Annotated in this window: 24 protein-coding genes, 1 pseudogene and 1 riboswitch; of the genes and pseudogenes, 15 read left to right on the forward strand and 10 right to left on the reverse strand. The window is 44.8% G+C overall.

Annotated elements, in window-relative coordinates; translation table 11 throughout:
* Positions 1–106 precede the first annotated feature (106 nt).
* Positions 107–505: a fosfomycin resistance glutathione transferase gene (gene fos / locus KJB05_RS08535; RefSeq protein WP_208444422.1), complete on the forward strand. Its 399-nt coding sequence runs from the start codon at positions 107–109 to the stop codon at positions 503–505.
* Positions 506–515: 10 nt separating this feature from the next.
* Positions 516–1037, forward strand: coding sequence for an RNA 2',3'-cyclic phosphodiesterase (thpR, locus tag KJB05_RS08540; protein ID WP_208444421.1), 522 nt, complete (start codon positions 516–518; stop codon positions 1035–1037).
* 69 nt (positions 1038–1106) lie between these two features.
* On the opposite strand, the gene KJB05_RS08545 is transcribed toward thpR, so the two are convergent.
* A complete protein-coding gene (locus KJB05_RS08545) occupies positions 1107–1541 on the reverse strand; it encodes a MarR family transcriptional regulator (RefSeq protein ID WP_041059872.1) in 435 nt (144 codons plus the stop codon).
* A 96-nt stretch (positions 1542–1637) separates the two neighbouring features.
* On the opposite strand from KJB05_RS08545, the gene KJB05_RS08550 reads away from it, so the two are divergent.
* Together KJB05_RS08550 and KJB05_RS08555 are read left to right on the forward strand one after the other, a co-directional pair.
* A complete protein-coding gene (locus KJB05_RS08550; protein ID WP_208444420.1) occupies positions 1638–2132 on the forward strand; it encodes a DUF2798 domain-containing protein in 495 nt (164 codons plus the stop codon).
* A 20-nt stretch (positions 2133–2152) separates the two neighbouring features.
* Entirely contained in the window at positions 2153–2452 is a 300-nt protein-coding gene (locus KJB05_RS08555; RefSeq protein WP_208444419.1) for a DUF3861 domain-containing protein, read from the forward strand.
* Positions 2453–2544: 92 nt separating this feature from the next.
* Here the strand turns inward: KJB05_RS08555 and KJB05_RS08560 are convergent, their stop codons facing one another.
* Positions 2545–4023: a carboxypeptidase M32 gene (locus KJB05_RS08560; protein ID WP_208444418.1), complete on the reverse strand. Its 1479-nt coding sequence runs from the start codon at positions 4021–4023 to the stop codon at positions 2545–2547.
* Positions 4024–4291: 268 nt separating this feature from the next.
* On the opposite strand from KJB05_RS08560, the gene KJB05_RS08565 reads away from it, so the two are divergent.
* Both KJB05_RS08565 and KJB05_RS08570 read left to right on the forward strand, forming a co-directional pair.
* Positions 4292–4927 carry a LysE family translocator gene (locus KJB05_RS08565; protein WP_045481827.1) on the forward strand — a complete coding sequence of 212 codons (636 nt, stop codon included), beginning with the start codon at positions 4292–4294 and terminating at the stop codon, positions 4925–4927.
* Positions 4927–5493, forward strand: coding sequence for a threonine transporter RhtB (locus KJB05_RS08570; protein ID WP_208444417.1), 567 nt, complete (start codon positions 4927–4929; stop codon positions 5491–5493). Before KJB05_RS08565 ends, KJB05_RS08570 begins: the two co-directional genes overlap by 1 nt.
* Positions 5494–5593: 100 nt before the next feature.
* Here the strand turns inward: KJB05_RS08570 and KJB05_RS08575 are convergent, their stop codons facing one another.
* The 5 genes from KJB05_RS08575 to KJB05_RS08595 form a co-directional block, all read right to left on the reverse strand.
* Positions 5594–6262, reverse strand: coding sequence for a ParA family protein (locus KJB05_RS08575; RefSeq protein ID WP_009704307.1), 669 nt, complete (start codon positions 6260–6262; stop codon positions 5594–5596).
* Between the two features lie 221 nt (positions 6263–6483).
* Positions 6484–7956, reverse strand: coding sequence for an aerolysin family beta-barrel pore-forming toxin (locus KJB05_RS08580; RefSeq protein WP_208444416.1), 1473 nt, complete (start codon positions 7954–7956; stop codon positions 6484–6486).
* 517 nt (positions 7957–8473) lie between these two features.
* Positions 8474–8935 carry a hypothetical protein gene (locus KJB05_RS08585; protein WP_208444415.1) on the reverse strand — a complete coding sequence of 154 codons (462 nt, stop codon included), beginning with the start codon at positions 8933–8935 and terminating at the stop codon, positions 8474–8476.
* Positions 8935–9681 (reverse strand): winged helix-turn-helix domain-containing protein, encoded by a 747-nt coding sequence (locus tag KJB05_RS08590; RefSeq protein ID WP_208444414.1) that lies wholly within the window; start codon positions 9679–9681, stop codon positions 8935–8937. Before KJB05_RS08590 ends, KJB05_RS08585 begins: the two co-directional genes overlap by 1 nt.
* Positions 9682–10132: 451 nt before the next feature.
* Positions 10133–11509 (reverse strand): sodium:alanine symporter family protein, encoded by a 1377-nt coding sequence (locus KJB05_RS08595; RefSeq protein WP_005446084.1) that lies wholly within the window; start codon positions 11507–11509, stop codon positions 10133–10135.
* A gap of 116 nt (positions 11510–11625) precedes the next feature.
* Positions 11626–11727: riboswitch (glycine riboswitch) on the reverse strand.
* A 530-nt stretch (positions 11728–12257) separates the two neighbouring features.
* Between KJB05_RS08595 and KJB05_RS08600 the strand changes: the two genes are divergently transcribed.
* Complete coding sequence (locus KJB05_RS08600) at positions 12258–12416, forward strand: hypothetical protein (protein ID WP_005434065.1); 159 nt, start codon at positions 12258–12260, stop codon at positions 12414–12416.
* A gap of 31 nt (positions 12417–12447) precedes the next feature.
* The gene (locus KJB05_RS08605) at positions 12448–13182 is read left to right on the forward strand and encodes a chromosome segregation ATPase (RefSeq protein ID WP_005443528.1); all 735 of its coding nucleotides are present in this window, start codon (positions 12448–12450) and stop codon (positions 13180–13182) included.
* Positions 13183–13304: 122 nt separating this feature from the next.
* Here the strand turns inward: KJB05_RS08605 and KJB05_RS08610 are convergent, their stop codons facing one another.
* Together KJB05_RS08610 and KJB05_RS08615 are read right to left on the reverse strand one after the other, a co-directional pair.
* Positions 13305–13688 (reverse strand): hypothetical protein, encoded by a 384-nt coding sequence (locus KJB05_RS08610; RefSeq protein WP_009704311.1) that lies wholly within the window; start codon positions 13686–13688, stop codon positions 13305–13307.
* Between the two features lie 175 nt (positions 13689–13863).
* On the reverse strand, positions 13864–15801 hold the full coding sequence (locus tag KJB05_RS08615; RefSeq protein WP_208444413.1) for an LTA synthase family protein: 1938 nt from the start codon (positions 15799–15801) through the stop codon (positions 13864–13866).
* A 395-nt stretch (positions 15802–16196) separates the two neighbouring features.
* Here KJB05_RS08615 and cysS point away from each other — a divergent pair, with 395 nt between their 5' ends.
* Entirely contained in the window at positions 16197–17570 is a 1374-nt protein-coding gene (gene cysS, locus KJB05_RS08620) for a cysteine--tRNA ligase (protein ID WP_208444412.1), read from the forward strand.
* A gap of 71 nt (positions 17571–17641) precedes the next feature.
* On the opposite strand, the gene KJB05_RS08625 is transcribed toward cysS, so the two are convergent.
* Positions 17642–19051 (reverse strand): MATE family efflux transporter, encoded by a 1410-nt coding sequence (locus tag KJB05_RS08625; RefSeq protein WP_208444411.1) that lies wholly within the window; start codon positions 19049–19051, stop codon positions 17642–17644.
* Between the two features lie 372 nt (positions 19052–19423).
* Here KJB05_RS08625 and KJB05_RS08630 point away from each other — a divergent pair, with 372 nt between their 5' ends.
* The 6 genes and pseudogenes from KJB05_RS08630 (at position 19424) to KJB05_RS08655 (ending at position 26518) form a co-directional block, all read left to right on the forward strand.
* On the forward strand, positions 19424–21304 hold the full coding sequence (locus KJB05_RS08630) for a DUF294 nucleotidyltransferase-like domain-containing protein (protein ID WP_208444410.1): 1881 nt from the start codon (positions 19424–19426) through the stop codon (positions 21302–21304).
* Positions 21301–22050 (forward strand): 3'-5' exonuclease, encoded by a 750-nt coding sequence (locus KJB05_RS08635; protein WP_208444409.1) that lies wholly within the window; start codon positions 21301–21303, stop codon positions 22048–22050. Before KJB05_RS08630 ends, KJB05_RS08635 begins: the two co-directional genes overlap by 4 nt.
* 225 nt (positions 22051–22275) lie before the next feature.
* Positions 22276–23940: a BCCT family transporter gene (locus KJB05_RS08640; protein WP_009704320.1), complete on the forward strand. Its 1665-nt coding sequence runs from the start codon at positions 22276–22278 to the stop codon at positions 23938–23940.
* 343 nt (positions 23941–24283) lie between these two features.
* Positions 24284–24842, forward strand: a pseudogene (gene ectA, locus KJB05_RS08645) (diaminobutyrate acetyltransferase).
* A 10-nt stretch (positions 24843–24852) separates the two neighbouring features.
* On the forward strand, positions 24853–26118 hold the full coding sequence (gene ectB, locus KJB05_RS08650) for a diaminobutyrate--2-oxoglutarate transaminase (protein WP_208444408.1): 1266 nt from the start codon (positions 24853–24855) through the stop codon (positions 26116–26118).
* Between the two features lie 13 nt (positions 26119–26131).
* Positions 26132–26518: an ectoine synthase gene (locus tag KJB05_RS08655; RefSeq protein WP_005393369.1), complete on the forward strand. Its 387-nt coding sequence runs from the start codon at positions 26132–26134 to the stop codon at positions 26516–26518.
* Positions 26519–26586: the final 68 nt, after the last annotated feature.

The raw sequence follows: 26586 nt of genomic DNA on the forward strand, positions 1-26586 counted from the left end.
TATGTTCTGGGCTTTATTTTATCTGTCGATTCATTTCTGATTGATTGATTGATTGATTGATTGATTGTTTGCCACAATAGCGACGTTTGATGACCAAGGATGAACCATGCTGACAGGATTGAACCACATTACGATAGCGGTGAGTGATTTAGAACGCTCGCTCGATTTCTATATCAACGCGCTCGGTTTTAAGGGACACGTGAAGTGGAAACAAGGCGCGTATCTTTCTTTGGGTGATCTATGGCTTTGTCTATCGGTCGATAAGCCAGACGAAAAGAGTGACTACTCCCACATCGCTTTTTCTATCTCACAGCAAGACTTCACGGACTTTTCTCACAAGCTTATTCAGTTCGATATTGCTCAATGGAAAGAGAACAAGAGTGAAGGGGATTCGCTGTATCTTCTAGATCCTGATGGGCACAAACTAGAAATCCACAGTGGTGATTTGTACTCGCGATTAGAGAGCATAAAGCATCAGCCTTATGAAGGTTTAGAGTGGTTGTAGGAGCATTTAGATGAGATTATTTTTCGCACTGACGTTTGATCAACGCAGTAAGTCACAACTCAAGCAGATTCAAGACAAGCTTCAACAGCAAGAGATAGCAGGGCGCTACACTTGCGAAGATAATTTTCATATCACGTTGGCTTTTATCGGTGAATCGACAGAAAAAGAAACGCAGCGTCTTATTGATATTCTTCATCAACTTAGCTGCCGTTGTGAGCAGATTACGGTCGATCACCTAGGTTCATTTCGCCAAAGTGGCAGGCAACTGGCTTGGTTAGGGATTAAAGATAATTTAGCGGTTACAACACTGCAAAACGAACTCATAGAAGCATTAGAACTGCATGGCTTTGTGACGGAGTCACGTGCCTATGTTCCTCACATCACACTTGCTCGCCACGTCGATAAACAAGCACCACTTGATACTATTGAGATGTCACCTTTACCACTCCCTGTTTACTCAATCGCTTTAATGGAAAGCAAAACGGTTGATGGGAAGTTCGTTTATCACGCGCTAGAAGAAGTAGTTTGCTAGCGCTTTCTATACATCAGTTCAGCCAGTAATCCATAATGGCTGAACTGATTTCTAAATGATTGCCGTTTTTTAGCTTGGCTTTTTCGACAGGTTTTCTGCCAGTTTCCCAGCGACAAGTTGGAACGCTTCTAGCTCTTCCTCAGACACATTTAACGTCATCTTTTGAAAGATCTCCGCATCGACGGCTTTGATCTTCGCCAACACCTCATTGCCTTTCTCGGTGGTCAACAAACACTGGCTGCGTTTATCTTCTGGATTTGGTCTCTTCTCAATAAAGCCTTCTTCAATCAATGTCTTAATTAAGCGTGTGACTTGTGCTTTATCTCGGTTTAAGAAGTTCACCACATCCATTGCCGTACATGGTGACTGTTTGCTAATGATTTTTATCACCCGCACATGCATAGGCGCGATAGGGAGTTCTAGTTGTTCAATTTGCTCGTGCAATTGACGCTTTAAAACGTGCACAAGATGGAACAGATTATCCAGTGATTTTGGATTCGACATGTAACACTCCAAATAAAAGTGGTTGACATTGTCAACTAAATAACTATAGTTGACATTATCAACTTGATTGAGAGTAACTTCAAGAGCGAGAATTGAATGACAGAGTCCTTGACCATGTCGAATGAACTGACACAACCGGCGAAGACGCCACTTATTCATAAAATTGCTGTTGTATTAGGGATGATGACACTCATGGGAGGGACACTGACAGGCGTAATGACTTACATGAACGTAGGCTATTCCGATTCTTTCTTCAGCGATTGGTTGCGCTCATTCTTGATGGCGATTGTCGTCCTTATGCCAACGGGTATGGTGATGATGACGCTAATGAGCAAACTGGTTGGCAAACTATTTAGCCGAGCCAGTGAAAAGCAGAAGAACCTTGTGGTTGGTGTCTTTATGGCGCTGATTATGGAATCCGTCATGGCATTTATCACCGCCGCTAACAACATAGGGTTTGAGGACGTATCCGTATTTGGAACTGCTTGGTTAAAAGGACTTTTCGCTGCGTTACCTGTAGCAATGGTGTTGATGACCATTACATCCATGACCATCAAACCAAAGATTGAACGCTTTCTAAAAAGCGAGTGAATATTGATTGGAGAAATGAGATGAGAAAAGACAACCACTACCGCATTACTATCGAAGAAGTAAACGTAGAAGAAGGCCGTGAAGCAAAAAGCTTGAGCTTTGAAGTCCAAGATCGCGAAGACATGTTGAATATCGTAGATAAGATCGGTCAGGGCAGCGGACTAGAACCTGTAGATGCGACACGCGTTGGTGTTGCTCTTCGTCTGCTTGGTCCTGTGATGATGAAAGATCGCAAGCATCCGTTATTCGCTGATTTCATGCCACACTTCAGAAACTTCATGCAAAACATGAAGAGTACGGTGAAACGTAATCTAGCTTAATTATAAGCTTCTGAGCGCTTTGAGTAGACTCTAGCGCAAATAAAAAGGCTGGTATTAAACCAGCCTTTTTTCGTGTGATGACTTGGCGAAAGTTATTTACCCAAGTATCGGCTTTCTAGATGCGCTTTGAAGTGCTTCGCGTTTAACACTTCACCTGTTGCCTGCGTCACCAAATCATCGGTCGAGAACAAGCTGCCTTTGCTCCAGATGTTGTCTGACAACCAAGTAAAGATTGGCGACAGATCGCCAGAGCGAATCGCGCCATCTACGTCTACGGTTTTCTGCATCGCTGCCATAAACTGCGCCGCGTACATAGCGCCAAGCGTGTATGATGGGAAGTAACCAAAAGCGCCATCTGTCCAGTGGATGTCTTGCATACAACCGTTCTTAAAGTTACCTTCTGTTGACAGACCTAAGTAAGCCTTCATCTTTTCATTCCAAAGCTCTGGAACGTCAGTGTGCTTGATCACGCCGTTCATGAGGTCGCGTTCAATCTCGTAACGTAGGATAACGTGAGCAGGGTATGTCAGTTCGTCAGCGTCAACACGGATGAAACCTTTTTCAACGTGCGTGTAGATTTTCGACAAGTTGTCTTGAGCAAACTCCGGACCTTCAAAGTGGTTAGAAGCCAGACGAGCAAGGTGCTCAACAAATGCTTGGCTGCGGCCCACCTGCATCTCGAAGAACAGAGATTGCGATTCGTGGATGCCCATTGAGCGAGCTTCGCCAGCCATTGTGCCTGCTAACGATTTTGGCAGGCCTTGCTCATAACGCGCGTGACCTGTTTCATGCACGATGCCCATCAATGATTGCACGAATTCTTTTTCATCGTAACGGGTGGTAATACGAACGTCGGTAGGAACGCCACCACAGAATGGGTGAACACTTTCATCAAGACGGCCGTGTTCAAAGTCGAATTGCAGCAGCTTCATGACTTCCAGACCCAGTGCTTTTTGCTTTTCAGCAGGGTAATGACCGTTCGGAAGCAGGATGTTATTGGCTTTTTGCTTTTCGATGGCTTCATCAATCATTGATGGTAACCAGGTTTTCACATCCGCAAATAGCACGTCTAGAGACGCGGACGTTGTGCCTGGTTCGTACAGTTCTAGCATTGCGTCGTAAGGTGACGTGCCAGCCGCTTCTGCGCGAATTTGAGCTTCTTCTTGAGAAAGCTTAACCACTTCAGCCCAGTTCTTTTCGAAGCCGGCCCAATCGTCATTGCCACGTTGGGTACGCCAAGCATGCTCACATTTAGAGCCAGCTAATGACTGTGCTTGCACCAAAGATTCAGGCAGCAGGTTTGCTTGTTGCCAATCGCGTTTCATTTCACGCAGCACGGCTTGATCTTGCGTTGATAATGACTCTTCTTCTGCTTGTGCAAACAGGTCACCTAAATGAGGTTGAGTCATAAGAGAGTGCATATGCACCTCTAGTTCAGCCATCGCGTTAGAGCGAGCTTCTGCACCACCTGATGGCATGACGGCAGCTTGATCCCAACCTACGATTGCAGATAGGTGACCAAAGTTAGAGACTTTTTTTGAATGTTCGACGAGTTTTTGAAATGCGCTCATGTGACTACTCTTTGTTATGTTCTTTCCTTAAACGCCCCAAATGGGGTCCTTGAACGTACGTTCGTATCTCTCGACACCGATGCAGAGAAAAAGGCAGCATCAAGACAATGCCGATAGAGAAGTGTGTCTAATTTACTATTTATTAACAAATAATGCAGGTCTATTGTGCACAAATTCAGTCACTTGTATAGCACACCGCAAAAGTTGCTTGCGAATCAAGCGGATTGACGGTATTGATGGGTGATACACAACAACTTATTAAAAGAATATGGATATTTTAAATTTTGAGGCATTTCTTATTGCCATTACGATTTTGACGCTCACGCCGGGATTGGACACCGCATTGGTGATTCGCAATACAAGCCGCGCAGGTCTAAAAGATGGTTGTACAACCAGCTTGGGGATCTGTTTCGGGCTATTTGTTCATGCGCTGTTTTCTGCTGTGGGTATTTCTGCCGTTCTTGCTCAATCTGCTGAACTGTTCCAAATGGTGAAAATGGTGGGCGCTGCTTACCTAATTTGGCTTGGATTGAGCAGCCTACGTGCACTGATGAAGACAAATGGCGGTATTGCGGTTTCTGAACAAGCGCATCAAGCTTACAGTGGCAAACGCTCATTCCGCGAAGGTTTCCTTTCTAATGTATTGAACCCAAAAACCGCCGTGTTTTATCTCGCTTTCTTGCCTCAGTTTGTTAACCCGGAAGGTTCTCCGTTGTTGCAATCAATGCTGATGGCTTCAATCCACTTTATTATTGCGATGGTATGGCAATGTGGATTGGCTGGTGCCTTGAACTCAGCAAAAACACTCTTGAAAAACGCGAGCTTCATGAAGTGGATGGAAGGGGCAACGGGTGCTGTGCTTGTGGCGCTTGGTATTAAACTACTTGTAGAAAAGCCAGCCTAATGCGTGTTCTTATTCGAATTGTCATCGCTTTAGTACTTTTCATCGTCGTTTTGCTCGGGATCGTCGCATGGAAGACGGTTCCCCAGTTGAACTTCGCCGAGAAAGGAATGAGGTGGGATTGGCACTGGGCTTACTTTGAGCCGTTTTCCAATGGCATCCAAGCCACGCGCACGCAAGATACTAAACAGCGGTTGTTACGCCGCGTTTACTTAAAAGAGTCAACCGCAGTGTTTGTCGGAACCACACTAGACAACAAATTTGAGATTGATGTGGTTAACCAAGAAGCGTGTAGGCCTGAGAGCAGCAAATGGGTATCTGTATCAGTTAATGGTCAACCTATGTCTCATGTCCCGATGCTTTGTGAAGATTCGGGAGAGAGCTACATCTATCGCTTTGTTGGCAGCAAGCTAAGAAGCCTAGAGTTTGGTATTGAGGATGACTTCATTCGTGAAGACTTTAGTCAATGGCCGATTTCAGAGATAAAAGCGGATCAGTTCAAGCAGCAACACTCTTCTTTCTTTAATAAGCAAGGTGATGGTGAAGAGCACCAATGGTTGCGAGATTAGGCTTCAGATTAAACTTTGAATAAAACAAAAAGAGACAAGCGTTGGTGCTTGTCTCTTTTTATTTGTCTGGAGGTTGAGTGCTAGATAGTGATGAAGCTTGTTACTCTAACCACTTAATCACGTTATCCCACAGGATTGGGTCGACGTTCCTTGCATCGACTAGTTCTTTGTCCATGAAAGGTTGTTGATACACTTCGGACTCGCTCATGATGCCTAGTGTTTTGAACTGGCGGAAGAAGCGCAAAAGACGCATAACGCGATCGAGCCGTTCGTCTTGATGGACACATCGATTGATGACAAAACCAATTTTGATTTGGCGAGACTTAAAGATGTGTTTCTCGATCAGCGTGTTGATGAATGGCAACGACGCGTGCAAATCGATGGGTGACGGTTGCATTGGTATGACTATGTAATCGACGTATCTAAGGTAACGCACTAAGTCGCTCTCTGAGAAGTTTGCTGGGGAGTCGATCACCACATAGTCTGTCGCATTACTGACCTTAAGCGTGACAGCGATATTAGACAAACTGCGAAGGGAAGGATTATAGCTCTGATTCGGTAGTGCATCGATGCCATCGGCCCAACGGTTGGTAGATTGCTGTTTATCGAAATCTATCAATTCTACCGTATGTCCATTTCCGATGAGTTTGCTGGCCAAACTGGCAGAGAAAGTCGACTTTCCCACACCACCTTTGAGATTTAAGACGATGATCTTTTTCGCTTTTGAGTAAGCGATACTGGTTTGGCGTTGTTTTACAAGCGGCAGCAAACTGTTTTCCCCAAATTACTAAATCAGGGCATTATGTACAAATTGTTAACTTAATTGGTTAGCATCCCATAAAATCATTCCTTGCTAATGCTTATTCTGAAGCTCGTTTTCCCTTATTTCATCAGTGCTCAAAGCAAAGAGTGTTCTGAAATGAGTAAAAAAGCCCGCGATGGGGAGTCGCGGGCAAGTTGTTGGTGATTCGTTGTAATTATTATTGAGGGTTAGTTTGCTGCCTGAACGGTCATCTCTGCACCTTCAAACCCAAGTGCGCTTAGCTCATTAGCATCAAAGTTGGTGGTAACTTCCACATCGCCCACACGCTGAGTGTTACCTTGCGGCAAATCGTTCGCTGAGCGAGTGCTGATTCCAAGTGGACTCGCTTGGCCAATTTCAATGGTGCCTGCGTATTGAGACTCTGCATAAAAATCACCGGATACGTAAGAGTAGAAAGGTCTTAAGCTCGCGCCAGTGGCGTATTGCATACTACTCAATCCTGCTTCTTTGATTGCCCAACTCCAATCCCACCATTTCACTTCACCCGGAATGTAGCGGTGATCCCATTGGTAACGAATATCCTCCAATTTATCGCTGCCGCGTCCCATGGTAAAGGTGTGGCTTCGGTATGGACGATTGTCAGGGTGTGTATGCCATGCGTTGCCGCCCCAACGAAGGAATCCGTAGAAGTTCACGTCATAGCTAACGTCGGCATTGAATCGATATGGGTAAGAGATGGTAGAGCGGTACAACTCAACACGCACTGGTAGCCCAGAGTTCGCAGGCACCATTGGGCGAGCTTGCAGTGTGACTTGCTCGCTGGTGGATGCGCCGTTTGAGTTTGAGAAACTTTGATTTGCTTCAAGCGTAATACTCAGCTTGGTATTCCCAACCAATGGCCATTTGAACTCGTTTTCTGTCTTCACTTGCTGGGCAAAGCCGTAGCTGTTGGTCTTCGACCAGTTGGTAGACTCGTCCAGTTTCAAATCCACTACGATTTGCTGCGGCGTGTTACTGTAGTTTCTCGCCATGGCAGTGATGGTTTTAACAAGCTCGCGATCCGATTCAACCACATCACCATGCCAGAAGTTTTTATCGTTTAGTGTGTAGGTAAAGTTGTCGACGGTGATTTTGGTTTTTTCACCACAACGGTAACCACTGCAAGAGCCACTGTTGTTACCTTGAATCACCCAGCGATCGCCCACGCGGTCAACTTTCATGTCTTCACCCACGTATTGGCTATTGTTGCCGCCAACCCATGCGTAACCAAGATTATGCGCAAGATAACTTAATGGGCGAACAAAGGCAGAGCGATCGGTGACTAACTCATATTGAACATCGATTTCATCGCCTTCTGGAATCGCTCGGGCTGGGTAGTTCGGGATTTCTGATTGTGCTTCGTCTGGGTAACAGAAGGTTTTGCCATTCGGAGTATCACGTTTGATTAATCCATGATAACCCGGTCCCATTATCACCCAATCACCTTTGAGGCCCGTGATCTGCCATTGACCCATACGAGCAAGTAGGGCACTTTTTTGCTCTTCAGCTTCATATCGATCAAGTGGACGATAACCGGTGCGACAGACATCTTCACCTAACTGGTCGAAGACGATTTGGTCTGGATATATCTTTGCATTTACACCACTTGCGAATGTAGACAGGATGGCGGCGGACAATAAACTAATGTTGATGTTTCGCATGAACGTTCCCTCATGGCTGTATTTTTATTTGTTTTATGTGCCCCGATCCTCGAGGACAGGTTTACTGTTCCATGCTGATAAGATTGATAGTACTGAAAATAGTTGAAATATTATTACTTTAACGAATCAGTGGGTTGTATTATTGCATCTGTCATTTTCAACTAATGAAATCGATTGCCTTTGGAAAATAAGTGCAATAAAAGGTGGGTATATTCATGAAGGATCAACGTAGAATATTTACTCAATGACGAAGCTGAATGTTGTCAGAATAAATTGGGAATTGATTTATACGATTTTAACGAAACTTAGACCTCAATTTATATAAGTGGAATCTAATCAAGATGTTTTTTAAATTGAATAGTGCAGACTTAAATATTAGTAATAATTAAATTTACTCATACTTAATTAGAAATAAATGAAGTAATAGGAAGTGAAGCCTTGTAATGCGTGACTGTTAAGCGAATAAAAATCACTCATTACAAGGCGAATATCTAGAGTTTTTTTTCAAGCGAAAAGCTTATCGCTTAGCCAACAGTTTAGTGCGGCCAGTTTGTTTATCTCGGATAAGAGAGAAGGTTTCAGTTTGAAGCAGTACTTCGATATCAAAATAGATAGGGTCATCGTTTAGCACGAGATAGGGCGAAAGAAACGAATCATTTAAAGCAGGGCGAATTTCTTGCACCGATAACAGGTTCATTTTGCCCGAGACTGACAAGCTCGTATCTGAATAAGGGCGCGATTTACCCTTAAAGCTAAGGATGATGGGGTTCGACATTGATTCGTCTTGTAACGAAGCGATATGAGTAACAACGCGGTGATTGACCCGGGTTAAGCCATCAATCCGAACAGTGTGCTCATGGGGGAGAATATCGACCACACTGTGGTGATAGCGTTTATCTTCGGTATCGTGATAGCAAGGTAGCTTCCAAGCGCCGAAAAAGACCACGCAAGAGAGTGCGACGGCAATATACGCCTTCATTAGCTTTCCTCCGCAATGAACTGACCGATCGCTTGAGAGGCTTGTTCGAACTGACCTGCCGTATAGAACACATTGATGGATTTTCGCGTGTGCTTATTCAACCAAGACAACTCAGAGAACTGCTCGTTTTCCTCGATATAAACCACGCAATGACACTGATGTTGAGCCAGTAACTGTTCGAGGTGCGTTGATAACTGCGTATTGGGATCGGTGTAAACCTCTAGTGTCCCGATAGTGTGTTCATTTAAGGCTTTGTTGCGTTGAGGGTGACTGTATTTGCTATGAAACTTACTCGCACTTACTAGACTGGCCGCAAATAGAATGCCCAATGAAACGATATAGCACGCTAAGTTTTTATAGTTGGTTTCATGTTTGTTTGGCAGTGTTGGTGTTGGCTGCTGCACTGATTTCTGTTGTGCTTTTTCATCTGGTGGAGTCGCAGCGACAAGGCATTCGTTCAACAAGACGCCTTCAACTAAACGATACCCGACCTTAGGGACAGTAACGATAGGGGACTCTTTCATTCCCACTTTGGTAAAGGTCTGCCTGAGTACACTAATGCTCTTCGCCAACGAAGTTTCACCAATGTATTCGTTCCCCCACGCAAATTGCACAATGTCTCGCTTTTCAACAACTGCGGGGGAATGTTCGAGAAGCAAAGTGAGGATTTGTGATTCACGATACCCAATTTTTACCGTTTTATTGCTGTTAGAAAGCGTGTTTTTAATAGGGTTATATAAGATCATACGATTATTTTTGTTTTTATTATAAACCGAAAGAGACGAGTAGAAAGAAACCACTCATCTCTGTTATATGAATAAAGATTAAAATTAGGTCACTTTTATTTTGATGGTTTTAATAGTTAGCTACCTATTGATAGAAGAAACCATAATCATAGTAAAACATCAACTTTGTGCCATGTTAATCTTTCATTTAGTGATATAGCTTCAATGAAAGAACCAAAATAATCACACAGCAATAATATGGTTTAGGATTTACTAAATAACAGTGATGCTGACATTTAATTTAATATTGTCACACATGTCATTATAAGTTTAATTATTTGATAACTTGGTGAGGGTTATTAGCCGAGTGGAAAATAAAAAGTGAAGAGCTAAATAGAATGAAAGGGATTACAAGAAAGGGAAGATATAAAAAAGCCCGCTGAGTCAGCGGGCTTAAAGTTTCTAGCTTGGATTATGCTTTCACTGCATCAAAATCATCCGATTGAGATGACGGCTTGAAGAACAGTTTTGTCTCTTCCAACACTACATGGCGCAAAGCAATCAAACCAATCAGGTTAGGAATTGCCATCAGACCGTTTACGATATCAGCCAGTAGCCAAATCATATCGAGGTGAAGGAATGCGCCAGATGCTACCAAACCAACGAAAATCAGTTTGTATGGAAGCACAGCTTTGGTACCGAATAGGAACACAACACAACGCTCACCGTAGTAGTTCCAACCAAGAATGGTGGTAAACGCGAAGAACATAAGACCGATAGACACCAGCATTGGGCCTAATGTCTCTGCGTTCAAACCAACGGCAAATGCGTGTGTTGTCATCGCCGCACCAGCAAGGTCACTTTGCCATGCACCCGTAAGGATCAAAGCAAGACCTGTCATGGTACAAATGATGATGGTATCGAAGAAGGTACCCGTCATTGAAATCAGACCTTGTTTAACACAAGAATCCGTTTTCGCTGCTGCGGCTGCCATTGGCGCACTACCCAAACCTGATTCGTTTGAGAATACACCACGTGCGATACCAGATTGGATTGCCAGCATAATGCTTGCACCCAAGAAACCACCGGTTGCTGCGGTTGAAGTGAATGCAGACACCAACACCAACTCAACTGCGTTTAGCAATTGGTCCGCGTTCATGATGATCACACTCAAGCACGCCAACACATAAAATAGCGCCATTGCTGGAACCACTTTACCTGCTACGCTCGCAATCGACTTGATACCACCCAATGTAACGAATGCCACTAGCAGTGTCAGGATGAAAGCCGACAGCTCACGGTTTACACCAAGAGAAATCTCGCTTGCATCAAGAATCGCATTCACTTGTGGGAAGGTACCGATACCAAAACAGGCAACGCCCAATGCAAATACCGCGAACATGATAGCCAGCGCTTTCGAGCCAACACCATATTGTAGGTAGTACATAGGACCACCAATCATTTGGCCTTTGTCGTCAACACGACGGTATTTCACCGCAAGAAGACACTCAGCGTATTTGGTTGCCATACCGAATAGGGCAGCAAGCCACATCCAGAATAGGGCACCAGGGCCACCAAGTTTGATTGCGGTAGCAACACCAACGATGTTACCTGTACCAATGGTTGCAGACAGCGCAGTACATAGCGCTGCAAAACTAGAAACGTCACCCTGTTTATCAGATGACTTATCTTTACTGAATACCATCGCTAACGCAGTTGGTAGGTGTTTAAATTGGATCAAGCCTAGGCTAAAAGTGAAGTAAACACCGGTACCCACGAGCAAAAGCAGCAGTGGTGGACCCCAGACAAAGTTATCAATGGTTTGAAGTAAAGATTGTAGGTCGTTCATGATTTCCCCTTAATAAAACAACTAATAAGGAGAAGAGGGAAAGGACGAGATCAAAGATCTCGAATAGCCATGCTATTCAAAATAAGGCGGGAACGCCAAATAGTTAGGTTGTTACTTTCCACTCCTCTGTCCTTTTGCCTGAGAGTTTCACCCCGCACACATGTGCAGGACTTGCTCCTTCGGCGACCGATTTAACGGTTCTCTCCAGAGGTTCCTCCAACTACAGTCCCCGCTACCAAGGTAGCACCTGAAATAGTTAATTCTTCGGCGAGTTACTCTAACCAAATGTTAAAATTTGGTTAATAACCACTCTCCTGCAGTCTTCATCGGAACATTTACTCAATCAAATGAGTAAAGGTTAGTTAATGATGCTGGTCACCATTAACGTGTGAACTCTATCATGTTTTGTTACCATTTCAACACCCAAATGAAGATTTATTTTCAACACATTATGCAGGTTTTGTTGTCTTAGTTTCATAGACTTGCTGATTAATTGAACAAATAACTCTCTATGTTGGTCATTCTTGGTATGTATGGAAGGGGAGAGACCAATGGTAGGATTTGATGAGAGTTCTCTAGTCTGGTGATAAGTTGTTCAGTTTAGAACAGAAAATTGATCAAAACGGGAGCAATCGCTTCAAAATCTACGCTAAGTTGACCGTAAGCTACGTAGAAATAGGTTACAATGATTCCTTGCGCAACTGTCTATGGAATCGGATAAGTTCTTATTATTGGACAAGGAGACGGTATGACCAGATTGTTAGCCATAGCGGTATTGATTGGAGTAGCGTTTGTGCTATTTCGTTATCGTACCAATGAAAAAGTCCAAAAGGCGACCGTGATTACCTTGATCGGCGCATTCTTAATTTATACCGCGTCAATCATGATTGCGGAACTCACTCGCTAGCAAACCAGTAGAGTCCTTGGAGTAAGATACGGTGACTTCTCAAAATAATATTGAAGACCAAGACGAAGTAGTTGTCATTGAGGAGCGTGATAAGCGTACTCACATTTATATCGCGATTGCGGCCGTGTTAGGTTTAGCGTTCGGTGGTTTGGCTGGTTCTGCAATGACAGCAAGCAAGTGGGAGTCGACCTATCAAGTGCTGGAAGAAAAGTACCAAGCACTGGCACAAGACAAAACGAACTTGGTCTCTCAAGTAAAAACACGTGAAGCGGGCTTAGATAAAGAAATCGACGCTAAAGTCGCGACACTGTTGGCAGAGAAAGAAGAAGCGCACAAAGCGGAACTTAAAGCACTTCAAGAGCAACTGACTGAAGTGGAGAAGGTGAACTTATCTCTTGAGTCTCAAGTGAAAGAACAGAAAGCAACGTTGAACACGACCAAGAGCGAGAACGACAAACTTAACCGCCAAGCAGACATGCAAGCGACCATGTTTGAACGTTCACGTGAAGTGTTCCGTAAAGAACTGCAAATCTCCCAAGAGCTTGAGTCACTAGAGAAAGAACGCCAAGCGCTGTTACCGAAAATCGAAACGCTGAAGAAAGAGTGTGATGTTTTCTTAGAAGGTAAGTCTTGGGATGTGAAATCTGACGCCTGTGACAAACACGATGAAGCGAATTCACGACTCAGCCAAGTTGACCAGCTCATCGAAGTTCACAAGATGGACTTGAAACAGATTAAAGAAATCACTGAAGACATGGGGCTGTAGCATCAAAGCATAGAGCGATTAAGATCTTCAAAGATTTAGAAACAATAAAGGAGCTCAATGAGCTCCTTTTTTATGCGCGATGTTTCGCTAGAACTGCTTGTCGTTGGGGCAATTGCTAGGGATCAGATGCGAGACGCGTCGTAGCCAGAAGCCAACAGCAATTCACGCTCGTGCTTGATCAGCTGAGCACGATCCTCAATCAGTTCGTTAAGTGCTTGAGAAGGTTTCCCTGCCAGCGTTTTAAATGCATCAAACGTCTCAGCACTGTCAATTTCATCAATCATGCTGCTGATGACGTTACGCGCTTCGCAAGGGTTATCATCGGTGGTGAAGTACTCTACTTGTTTTGCCGCAGACTTCATTTCGGTTAGCAGTTCTAACGGGCTACTTTCTTTTGCCACTGCCATGTAATTATCAAGTACACGCTTCGCATACAACAATTCTTTTAGTGGGATATCTCGGCCACTTACAATCAGCGATTCATTAAGGATCATACTTGAGCTCATTGGCATTCCTTTTTATCAATAATTCAAACTTCTTGGGCATTGGCTTGAGTCTAATTTATTGAAGTCTGAATGGGAATGCCTAAAAAGCACATTATTAAACGATTTTTCTGATTATTTACGCTTTGGCAGTGAGTAGATAAGCAAAAGGAGCGCATTGAGCGCTCCTTTGTTGTTTTTATTGTATTGCTTTTGAGTTGTACCAGTCGTTTTGGTAAGCCTTAGAGGCAAACAAAGCGTTGGCCTTAGCGCGTTCAACGATGGCCGGATCCACTTCAATAGGCTTCATGGTTTGGTTATCGAAGTTGTACTGCATGGTCGATACCTTTTCGCCCGGCGAGAACACAACGAGATTGTCTCGGGTTAAGTAACCAAAGTTCTTGTCGTATTGCATCATGGCACGTTCGTCTTTGCGTGCGAGAGGCTTAGTAAGATCACGGCCAATCATCGGCGTTTTCGCATCCACACCAATCAAAGAAAGTAGCGTAGGTGGCATATCTAGGTTATTAGCAATACGGTCGTCTTTACGTGGCTTAATGTCTTTACCAAGAATCAATGCAGGGATGTGGAAGTGTTTCACTGGTACTAAGTTAGCACCAGATACACGGGCATCGTGGTCAGCAATGATGATGAAGACCGTGTCGTCCCAGTAAGATGATTTCTTCGCTTTATCAAATAAAGTACCAATCGCGTAATCGGAATATTTCACCGCATTATTACGCGTCATGTATTCAGAGTCGTAGGGCTCAATCTTCCCTTGTGGGTATTCGTAAGGGCTGTGGTTGCTCGAACTGAATACTAAGCTAAAGAAAGGTTTACCGGTTTTTGATAGACGTTCGAACTCTTGATCTGCCTTGGTGTAAAGGTCTTCATCACTTACACCCCAAGAGCCAACAAACGATGGGTTCTCGTAGTCTTTTTCTTCGATGATTTGGTCAAAACCGTTACCAAAGAAGAATGTCTTCATGTTGTCAAAATTCGCTTCACCACCATAAATGAATTCTGTGTGGTAGCCATTAGCTTTCAGAAGATCCGCAATCGTGAAGAAGTTGGTTTGACTCTTACTCAGCTTTACAACCGCACGCGATGGCGATGGTGGGAAACCTGTTGTTACCGCTTCAATACCGCGAACAGAGCGAGTACCGGTTGCGTACAGTTGAGTAAAGCTCCAGCCTTCCGCCATTAACTTGTCGACGTTTGGAGTCAGTGGTAGTCCGCCTAGTGAACCCACGAACTGCGCACCTAAACTCTCTTGCAGCAAGATAACCAAGTTCTTTGGCTTGCCTTGATAGGTCGCTTCGTTGTTGTTCATGGTTGGCAGAACTGACGGATCGAAATTCGACTTAGCAGAAGAGGCACGAACGAGATCGAGCATCTTCTGGTTATCCATTTTTCCGTAGAACTCTTCCGCGCTCTTTTCTGATTTCATATTGTTTACAGCAAACAACAGAGAGTAAGAGGAGTTTAGTGCCAAATCATTCATCAGTGGGTCGTTAGAAAACGCAACCATTGCAGGGTTTAAAGGGCGATGTCCCAAAGAAGAACGTGCACCTGCAACACCAATCAGAACCACCAAAATGGCAAGAACAGGACGCCATTTCCAGTTTACTTGTTGAGCGTTGTCGGTGAGCTTTTTACTCCATTTCCAACCAAGGAAAAGAGTAATCACCGTGCCTACTGCGCCAATAAATAGCTCTAGTTTGTAACCGGTCCAAAGCATGCTGAACACTTCTTTTGGATAAATCAGGTATTCAACAAGCAAGCGGTTTGGGCGTAGGTCGTATTCTTGGATAAACGGGGCCGTGGCCAATTCCATGTAAACCAAGATCCACAAACCTGCGACCATCCAACAACGTAGAACCCATTTCCAGCATTCGCCGACCTTACCTTGAACAGGCAGTAGGGCAGAAAGTAAGCCCGGGAGAATGAACAGCCAGCAGATAGTGGCAAAGTCTACGCGTAGGCCCTGACCCAAAATATAGATAAGGTCGTTAAAAGATTCGATTCGGTCAGAGAGCCAAATGGCGAGTAAAATCCGCGAAACGGAAAGAAAAGCAAGCGAAAATAGCGCAAATACAGCAATAGGCTGCAAAGGCCCAAATGCGGGCTTCTTCATAAATATTCCCTAATTTACTGATGTAACTGATTTTTATGGCGTGTCTTTTATCAAAGAAAACGTGAAACAAACGTGAAATATAAGGCTTATTTATAAATTTAATTGTAATGATTAGTACGGCTTTGTAAGGGGGAGTAATGCCATACGGCATGCGCAGTTCGGTTTGTCGCCACGAAACGTGTCAAAATCGTAGGGTTGATTTCTATAGATTTCTTATTTAAGGTGTTGGGTATGAACTATTTAGCTATTTCTATCTCAACCAACTGTTGTTGTTGCACCTCCCAAGACGTGCGGCGGCTTTCGTGTAGCTATTAGTTAGCAAAAGATCATACAGACATATTAAAGGCCGCCGATGTTTTCATCCGCGGCCTTTTTGCATTTAAAGGAATAACAATATGAGTCAGCCAAAATTACAACTATTCAATACACTGGGGCGCACCCTTGAGCCATTCAACACCATCGAATCCGGTAAAGTTGGGTTGTACGCTTGTGGCCCTACGGTGTACGACTACGCGCATGCAGGGAATTTGAGAACCTACCTTTTTGTGGATGTGTTAAGGCGCACGTTGGAGCTCAATGGCTACGACGTAAACCACGTCATGAACATAACGGATGTTGGTCACTTGGTGTCTGATGCCGATACCGGTGAAGATAAAATGGAGAAGGGCGCGAGAAAGCAGAACAAGTCTGCTTGGGAGATCGCAAAGTATTTTGAAGACGCGTTTTTAGATGATCTTACTAACCTCAACATCACTAAGCCTTCCATCATTTGTCGCGCTACCGAGCACATTCAAGAACAGATTGAATTCGTCCAAGAGCTTGAACAAAAGGGCTTTACCTATCAAACCTCCGATGGCGTTTATTTTGATTCGGCCAAACTTCCAGATTACGGAAAACTTGCCAAACTGGACCGCGAGGGGTTAGAAGCGGGCATTCGTGTCGAAATGGCAGAGAAAAAGAGTCCAACCGATTTCGCCCTTTGGAAGTTCAGTGGTGACACACCAAGACAAATGGAATGGGAAAGCCCTTGGGGAGTGGGTTTTCCGGGGTGGCACATCGAATGTTCAGCGATGGCAGAGAAGTACCTTGGGGAGGTGTTCGATATTCATGTTGGTGGGGAAGACCATATCCCAGTTCATCACACTAACGAAATAGCTCAATGCCAAGCAAAGAATGGACACGTTCAAGCGAATTACTGGCTGCATGGCTTCTTCCTTCAATTGAACAAAGAGAAGATCTCCAAGTCCGGTACGTCACTTCGTCTTGATGCGTTAATCGAGAAAGGCTATGACCCGCTGGCTTACCGTTACTTGGTGCTGACCAGCCATTATCGCAGTCATTTGAGCTTTACGTGCGAGAGCTTGGATGCCGCACAAACGGCTCTAAAGCGCCTGAAAGCGAAAGTGTCGGCACTACCAGAAGGTGGCAAAGTCGACCAAACGTATGTTGAGCGTTTTATGTCACTCATCAACAATGATTTAGCCATGCCACAAGCGATCGCATTGATGTGGGAGTTGCTTGGAAGTGCATTAAACGATGCAGATAAAAAAGCAACGGCGCGCTATTTTGACCGTGTGTTTGGTTTGGAGCTTGATAAAGTAGAAGAAGAGGAAATCCCTCGCGAGATCTTGGAACTGGTAGAGTTGCGTTTACAAATGAAAAAGAAGAAGGAATACCAACAAGCTGACGAAATCCGCCAGAAAGTCGCCGAACTTGGCTACAGAATCAACGATGCTGGTGATGGCTCAACGGTAAGTAAACAAGGCTAGCAAGCTGGAAAACAAAAAAGGCTCACTGCGATAGTGAGCCTTTCTTATTGAAACGATCAACGCTCTCGTCGTTATTGAATTGCTAACTCAGGTTGCGAAGCCGTATTTGTTTCTACGGTTTGATTGTACTTCTTAATCACCAGCGTCAAGCGAATCAGCATTGCAATTGCTGCGGTGGTTAAGCCGGTTACGATACCAATCCAGAAGCCTTCTTCGCCCATTGCAGGAACGATTTCATCTGTGATACCCAGCAACATACCCAGTGGAAGCGCCAACCCCCAGTAGGCTAGAATCGCTAGAATCATCGGGATCTTAGTATCTTTGTAGCCACGTAGAGCGCCGTTTGCAGAGGTCTGTAGCGCGTCGCTGAACTGGTACATTGCAGTAAACATCAGCAGTGTTGCAGCGGTTGCTGAAACTACAGGATCTGTGGTGTATAAACGAATGATCCACTCTGGGAACAGCAGGAAGAAACCGACTGAAATCAGCGACAGTAGCGCTGCGGTAACAATACCCACCAAGCTGCGGTGAGAAGCTGTCTCAAGTTTTTGTTCACCCAAGGCATGACCAACACGAATCGTGATACCAAATGAAAGGCTCATTGGGATCATGTACGTCATGCTAGAGATGTTAAGTGCAATTTGCGCCGCGGCTACGTTCTCTGCACCAATACGGCCAATCAATAGCGCAATCACTGCGAAGATGCTGCCACAAACTGCGATGTTCAAACCAATCGGCATACCGAGTTTGAACAGCTGTTTGATCTCTTGCCATATCGGTTTTAACTCAGCGAAGTGCAGAATGTTTTTGTAATGATGATGGCGTTTGATGTAGCTAAACAGCAGGGCAGACATCAGCCAATAAACTAAGCTCGTAGCCCAACCACAGCCAACTGCACCCAATGCCGGCATGCCGAATTTACCGTAAATCAGAATGTAGTTAACAGGGATGTTTACCAGCAAACCAATCACTGAAATCAGCATGGGTGCGCGAGTGTTGTTCATCCCCTCGCAGAAGCCATTCAAGGTGTAGAAAAGCGCAATGCCCGGAACACCAAATGCCAATGCAACAACATAATCACTGGCGATAGGAATGATCTCAGGCGCAACGCCCAAGCCGATCAGAATGCTTTCACCAAGCAGCAAGTAAACAATCAAAATTGCGCTGACGAATGCAGACAACCAAAGCATCTGAATAAACGCGATACGCACCTTATCCAAACTTTGTGCGCCACGGTGGTAAGCCACGACAGGTGTTAATGCCATGATGATGCCGCGAAGCAATAGTGAAACGGGTAGCCATAAACTGGTGCCAAGTGCGATCGCAGCTAGGTCGGCAGCACTCACTTGGCCTGCCATTGTGGTATCGATAAAGCCCATCGACTGAGTAGCAAGTTGCATCAGAATGATAGGGAACGATAGGTGTAACAAAGCGCCCGATTCTTTAAAAAAGCGAGAAAAAGAGGAAGGTTTGTTTTGCATGGATGTAATTAAACACCAATATCAATGCACCAGTGGAAGCAGGATGGCGTTGTGCATTGTAGGGTGTGCCGCGTAGGCACGCGCAATATACGGATTTTTGTTATGAGGTTCAATGTGTAATTTAGATCACAAGAAAACGATTGCTTTGACTTTTAAATGCATTATTTGTCTTGTGAATGTATTGCATTTTTTACTGCTCATTTTTAGATGAAAACAAGCGATTATTGACACGCTCGTTTCAATAATAATCAGTCATTATTCCGCTTTTCGATGGTTACAAATCTTTTTATCTGACCTCTCGATTTATTTATTGTGTGATTATTTTCTTGGTGATATTTATCGCCTTAGTTTAGGCAATGCATGGAATAAAGAATGGAAGCCGAGCAATTAGAAGTACTCAATTTCATTAGCCAATACCCACCTTTTGATGACTTACCGGAAGAGCATCTAAGAAACATCGCAATGAATGCTGAAGTCGCGTATTACCGCGCAGGGACGGACATTCTCAAGAAAGGCGATGACATTCGCGATTTGTACATGATCCGCAGTGGTGTGGTGGAAATCTTCCGCCGCAAGGGCGAGTTGTACAACCGTATCGACGCTGGAGGCTTGTTTGGACAAATGGGGTTGTTGATGAACAACCGTGTCCGCATGCCAGCCAAAGCGATAGAAGACACCTTGGTTTACTGCATTCCAGAGAAGATTTTCACTGAGCTATGTGACGAGTTTGAGAACTTCGCCGATTTCATGGAGTTGGAAGACAGCGCGAGACTGCGCACTGCGGTATCAAACCACTCGGATGGGAATGACTTCACCACAGCGAAAGCGCGCAAGATCTTAAGTCGTGAACCAGTAACGTTAGAAGCCAGTGCTACAGTGCGTGAGGCCGCCATTTTGATGGCAGAAGAGGGCGTTACTGCGCTTTTGATTGTCCGCGCACAAGAAGACATTACTGAAGACGACGATGAACAATTGCTTGGTATCTTGACCGAGAAAGATCTGTGCGTGCGCGTTTTAGCTGAAGGGCGAGACAGCGACATACCTGTGAGTGAAGTGATGAGCTACGACGTTGTGTCGCTCGATTACAGTGCTTACGTGTTTGAAGCCATGCTGACAATGCTGCGTTACAACGTCCATCATCTGCCAATCTTAAAAGACAAAAAGCCGATTGGTGTGATCAGCATGACGGATATCGTCCGTTATGAATCGCAAAACAGTTTGTTGCTTGTGAGCTCTATCTTCCAACAAAACTCAGTCGAAGACCTCAAAGCGGTTTCTAAACAAGTGAAAGACTGCTTCGTGCGAATGGTAAGTGAAGACGCGAATGCCCACATGGTTGGACGAGCAATGTCGGTGATCGGCAGCAGCTTCAAACAAAGACTGGCAGAGTTAGCAGAGCAAGAATTAGGTTCTGCGCCAATCCCTTACTGCTTATTGGCGATGGGTTCTATGGCTCGTGATGAACAGCTTATCGTCACAGACCAAGATAACGCGCTGATTCTGGATAACAGCTACGATCCAGCTCTGCATGGTGAGTACTTTGCTCAGCTCGCAAAATTCATTTGTGATGGATTAGCCGAATGCGGTTACACCTACTGTACTGGCGACATCATGGCGACCAACCCAGAATGGCGCAAAACGCGTTCAGAATGGGAAGAGTGCTTTGCGAACTGGGTTGATGACCCAACGCCAGAGCGACTTCTGAACAGCAGTATTTTCTTCGACCTACTTGGCGTACATGGGCGTGTGAAATGGGCAGAGCAACTAAGCGGCTTCATTGTGCGTCGTGCTAAGAAGAACAATCGATTCTTGGCTTGTATGGCTTACAACGCGATTCGTCGCACACCGCCGCTTGGTTTCTTCAAAGACTTCGTGATGGAGAAAGACGGTCGTCATCGCAATTCCATAAACTTGAAGCGCCGTGGCACCGCGCCAATGGCAGATCTGATTCGTGTGCATGCTTTGGCAATTGGCTCCCGTTCGCAAAACTCGTTTGAACGTCTGGATGACATCAACAATGCGGGCATCTTACCGAAAGGCCGTGGCATGGACTTAAAAGATGCGATGGAGTTGATCTACATGGTGCGAATCCGACATCAAGCATTGGATATCGAAAACGGGGAAGAGCCGGATAACAACATCGAGCCAGAAGAAATGTCGGAGTTTGAGCGTCGCAACTTAAAAGCCGCTTTCCAAATCCTAAGCAACGCGCAGAACTACATTAAGTTCCGTTACCAGAGAAGTGGCAAATGATGTGGTTTTCAAAACAAAAGCTAGATATCACCGACTTGCTTGATACCAGTCAGACTCCTGATTGGCCGATCTTCTTCGAGCAACTTGCCGAGCAAGCGAACGATACTCGATTAAAACGTTATTACTCTACGCCTATTGTGAATGGTGATACGCCATTAAAAGAGGTACCGTTTGTCTCCGTCGATTTTGAGACCACGGGTTTAAACGCCGAGGAAGACGCCATTCTCACCATAGGTTTGGTGCCTTTTACGCTAGGGCGAGTGCATTGCAGCGGATCTCGTCATTGGGTGGTGAATCCAAATCGAGAACTGAATGAAGAATCAGTGGTGATTCACGGCATTACCGACTCTGAAGTGAAGAATGCGCCGCAACTTGAGCAAATTCTTGATGCCATTCTTGATGAGTTAGCCGGAAAGATTGTGGTGGTGCACTACAAAAATATTGAGCGTCAATTCTTCAATAATGCGTTGTTAAACAGCGTGGGTGAGGGGATTCAATTTCCAGTCGTTGATACATTGGACATTGAATACGCGATTCAACGTCGTGAGTGTGAAGGTTGGTTAAACAAACTCAAAGGTAAAAAGCCGGGTTCTGTGCGACTCGGCCACGCGCGTGAGCGCTACCATTTGCCTGCTTATCAGCCACATCATGCGCTGACCGACGCTCTTGCTACCGCTGAGTTGCTTCAAGCTCAGTTACAGTATCACTTTGATGGTGACATGCCACTGTCCGTGATATGGCAATAACTCATCCATATCGTCTATGAATTGGCGATAAATTTTATTAGTCGTCCTGATAACAAAATGCAATGCGATATCAGGACGATTAACGCTAAAATTACAAAGTAGAGCAACCCTTCTAAAAGCGACGTAACGATCGCAAATAAGCTTTGCAGTAAGTGACGCAAGAAAGCCATCACTCAAAGTCCTACACAGATTTTAATTTGGTCACGTATTTTAAGGAGATAAATCGTGAGCACCGACAACAATGGCGGTATCCAACGCCCCGACGGTAAAGTGAACCCGATCGATACTGATTACCAGATCGGTCAGGATAACGTCGCGCTAAAAGTAGGTCCTTTTGGACTTGATATTCACAACCGTGTGTTCGCTATTTCAGGTATGTCGATCATCCTGTTCGTAGTGTTAACACTGACATTCAGACAACAAGTTGAGCCGTTCTTCGCGGGTCTACGTGGTTGGCTTGTTTCTAACCTTGATTGGTTCTTCCTATCTGCGGGCAACGTGTTTGTCGTAGTGTGTTTGATCCTGATCGTAACGCCACTTGGTCGCGTTCGTATCGGTGGTACCGAAGCAACACCGGATTACACGTACGCAGGTTGGCTAGCGATGCTGTTCGCAGCTGGTATGGGTATCGGTCTGGTATTCTTCGGCGTATCTGAGCCTATGTCTCACTTCAGTGCTGCTCTTGGTGGCGTGAACGTTGAGAATGGTGTTCGTACTGACTGGGCTCCACTAGGCGCAGCAGAAGGTGATACATCAGCGGCGTCTGCACTTGGTATGGCTGCAACGATTTACCACTGGGCACTTCACCCTTGGTCAATCTACGCACTATTGGCACTTGGTTTGGCGATCTTCTCGTTCAACAAGGGCTTACCTCTAACGATGCGTTCTATTTTCTATCCTCTTTTTGGCGAGCGCGTTTGGGGTTGGACTGGTCACATTATTGATATCCTAGCGGTAGTTGCGACGGTATTCGGTCTTGCGACGTCTCTGGGTTACGGTGCATCACAAGCAGCAACAGGTCTAAACTTCCTGTTCGGTGTACCAATGACCGATATGACGCAAGTTGTGATTATCGTGATCATCACAGCACTTGCTTTGATCTCGGTAGTTGCTGGTTTGGATAGCGGTGTAAAACGCCTGTCTGAAATCAACATGGGTTTAGCGGCACTATTGCTTTTGTTCGTGATCGTTGTAGGTCCAACACTTGCAATCATGACTGGTTTCTTCGAGAACATCATGTCTTACCTAGCGAACGTTCCAGCGCTTTCAATGCCATTCGGCCGCGAAGACGTGAACTACTCTCAAGGTTGGACTGCGTTCTACTGGGCTTGGTGGATTTCATGGTCACCATTCGTAGGTATGTTTATCGCGCGTGTATCTCGTGGTCGTTCAGTTCGTGAGTTCATCGTGTGTGTAATCCTGATCCCATCAACCGTGTGTGTATTATGGATGACGGCATTCGGTGGTACGGCGATCAGCCAATACGTGAACGATGGTTACCAAGCGGTATTTGACGCAGAGCTTCCACTTAAACTGTTCGCGATGCTAGATGTGATGCCTCTTTCTCAAATCACGTCTATCGTAGGTATTATTCTGGTTGTGGTGTTCTTTATCACGTCAGCGGACTCTGGCTCTCTTGTAATCGATACGATTGCAGCGGGCGGTAAAGTAGATGCACCAACACCTCAGCGCGTGTTCTGGTGTACGTTCGAAGGCTTAGTTGCAATCGCGCTAATGCTTGGTGGTGGTCTAGCGGCTGCACAAGCTATGGCGGTAACAACCGGTCTGCCATTCACTATCGTATTGTTAGTTGCAACGGTATCTCTAGTGAAAGGTTTGATGGATGAGCCTCGCCCGACATCAAAATCAATGAAGAAAGCGAAAGCGTAATTTAAGCTTCCTTCATAACAACAAAAAAACGGCATGCTTCGGCGTGCCGTTTTCTTATCTGAATTCTTCATCTTTAGCCATCAATCTACTGCAACTTTCTTCCTGCTCGAAACAATTCCCCAGTGCGAAATTGACTATGTTTTGCTCATTTGGCTTCAATTTATTTTTTACCCTATAAATACATTAGAGCTCAAACTATTTTTAAAGTCATGTTCATTTGGTTTTAGTGCGACATAGATCAAATAAGTAGGGTTTTTAAGCGGCTTTGTTTGATTTCTATGCACAATCAGTGTGCATAATAAAAAGGAAATTTAATTAGTGTACGAAGGATATGTATCTACACATGATTACCTCAGCCCCTTGGGTTATGTATCCAGAGATTGGAGAAGACCCAAGCAAAAAATGGATTTTTCGTGAACCTGTCGTGTCTGATGGCGACGATATTTATGGTTTGATCGCAGATTGTCCTCCGCTCGATATGAACTCGTCATATTGTAATTTTCTTCAATCTAGCCATTTCAGCAAAACTTGTATTTTAGTCGAGCACAAAGGCGAGATTGCAGGGTTTGTTTCTGGCTATCAGAAGCCGGATGAACCTAATGTGCTGTTCATTTGGCAAGTTGCGGTTGCCCCTCGTTTCAGAGGAAATGGCTTGGCGTCTCAAATGCTTGAACGCTTACTAAAGCGAGAAGGGCTCGAAGACATCAACGCTATCGAAACCACAATCACTAAATCCAATGATGCATCTTGGGCGTTATTTAAAAAGCTCGATGCACAACATGGAAACGCTGGCGAAGTGACGACTTTCTTGGATGAAAAGGATCATTTCAAAGGTAAACACGATACCGAGTATCTGTATCGTATTCCCCTCAAGTAATCCCCACAAAATAGGAATCAAATAACGGTCTTATCATGGATATTTTCAAAAAGCAGGAATCCAACGTACGTTCATACTCGAACAGTTTTCCAGTCGTCTTTCGTAAAGCAAAAGGTACCTGGTTAGAAACAGAACAAGGCGAACGCTACCTCGATTTCCTTGCTGGAGCGGGATCTCTAAATTACGGTCATAACAATCCAGTACTTAAGCAAGCGCTCCTTGAGTACATTGAAATGGATGGCATTACACACGGCTTGGACATGCATTCAGAAGCCAAAGCCGCTTTTCTTGAAGCACTAAATCAATACATTCTTGAACCAAGAGGGCTGGATTACAAAGTTCAGTTCACAGGCCCAACCGGTACCAATGCCGTAGAAGCTGCAATCAAGTTGGCAAAAAAAGTGAAGGGGCGCAGCAGTATCGTTGCCTTCACAAACGGTTTTCATGGCTGTACGGCTGGCGCTTTAGCTGCAACGGGCAACCAACATCATCGCCAAGGAGCGGGTTCTAGCTTAAACAATGTTACTCGTATTCCTTTTGAAGGTTATGCAGATATTGATGGCCTCAAATTGTTTGAAACCATGTTGTCAGATAACTCGGCAGGCATGGATAAACCAGCTGCAGTTTTATTAGAGACGGTGCAAGGTGAAGGTGGCCTTAACGTTGCGTCGAACCAATGGTTGCAGCGTCTCAGCAAGCTTTGCAAAGCTCACGATATCTTATTGATTGTTGACGACATTCAAGCAGGCTGTGGTCGAACTGGCACTTTCTTTAGCTTCGAGCCATCGGGCATTAAGCCAGACATGGTAACGCTGTCAAAATCGATTGGCGGTTATGGTCTGCCAATGGCCATCGTTCTATTAAAACCTGAGTTGGATAAATGGAAACCAGGCGAACATAACGGCACATTCCGTGGCAACAATCATGCGTTTGTGACAGCGGCGAAAGCAATCGAAACATATTGGTCAAATGACCGTTTTGAAGCGCATATCAAACGTTGTTCGAGCATGGTTGATGAAGTCATTCAACGATCGGTAAAACGATTCCCAGAGATGTTTATACAGCTTAAAGGTCGCGGGATGATGATTGGCATTGAATGTAAGAACGGTGAAATCTCTGGTGATATTGCAAAAGCGTGTTTTGAGAACGGAATGGTGATTGAAACCGCAGGGCCAAATGATGAAGTGGTGAAGTTCTTTTGCCCATTGACCATTTCTGAAGCCGAACTTACCCAAGGGCTTAATATCTTCGAGGGCTCGGTAGAAGCCATCGCAAGCAAACTTTTCAAACAAGCATCATAGCAAGGAAAGAATTATGATCGTTAGAACACTCGATGAGTGTCGCAATAGCGAAAGACGAGTTGTGTCTGATAACTGGGAAAGTGTCCGTATGTTATTGAAAGACGACAACATGGGCTTTTCATTCCATATCACGACGATATACGAAGGAACCGAAACACACATTCATTATCAGAACCACTTGGAATCTGTATTTTGCATGAGTGGAGAAGGGGAAATTGAAGTCGTTGGTGGTGAAACTTACCCAATCAAACCGGGTACGTTGTACATCCTAGATAAGCATGACGAACATTACTTACGCGCCTATAAAAACAAAGAAATGGTCATGGCGTGTGTGTTCAATCCACCAATCACGGGTGCGGAAGTTCACGACGAAAATGGCGTTTATCCGCTGGTGGACTAGCCCATTGATGTTTTAAAGGGGTGATGTTTCACCCCTTTTTCTTTTTCAGCCCTAAACCACCTACTTCA

The sequence above is a fragment of the Vibrio sp. B1ASS3 genome (assembly GCF_905175355.1).
GTDB lineage: Bacteria > Pseudomonadota > Gammaproteobacteria > Enterobacterales > Vibrionaceae > Vibrio > Vibrio owensii.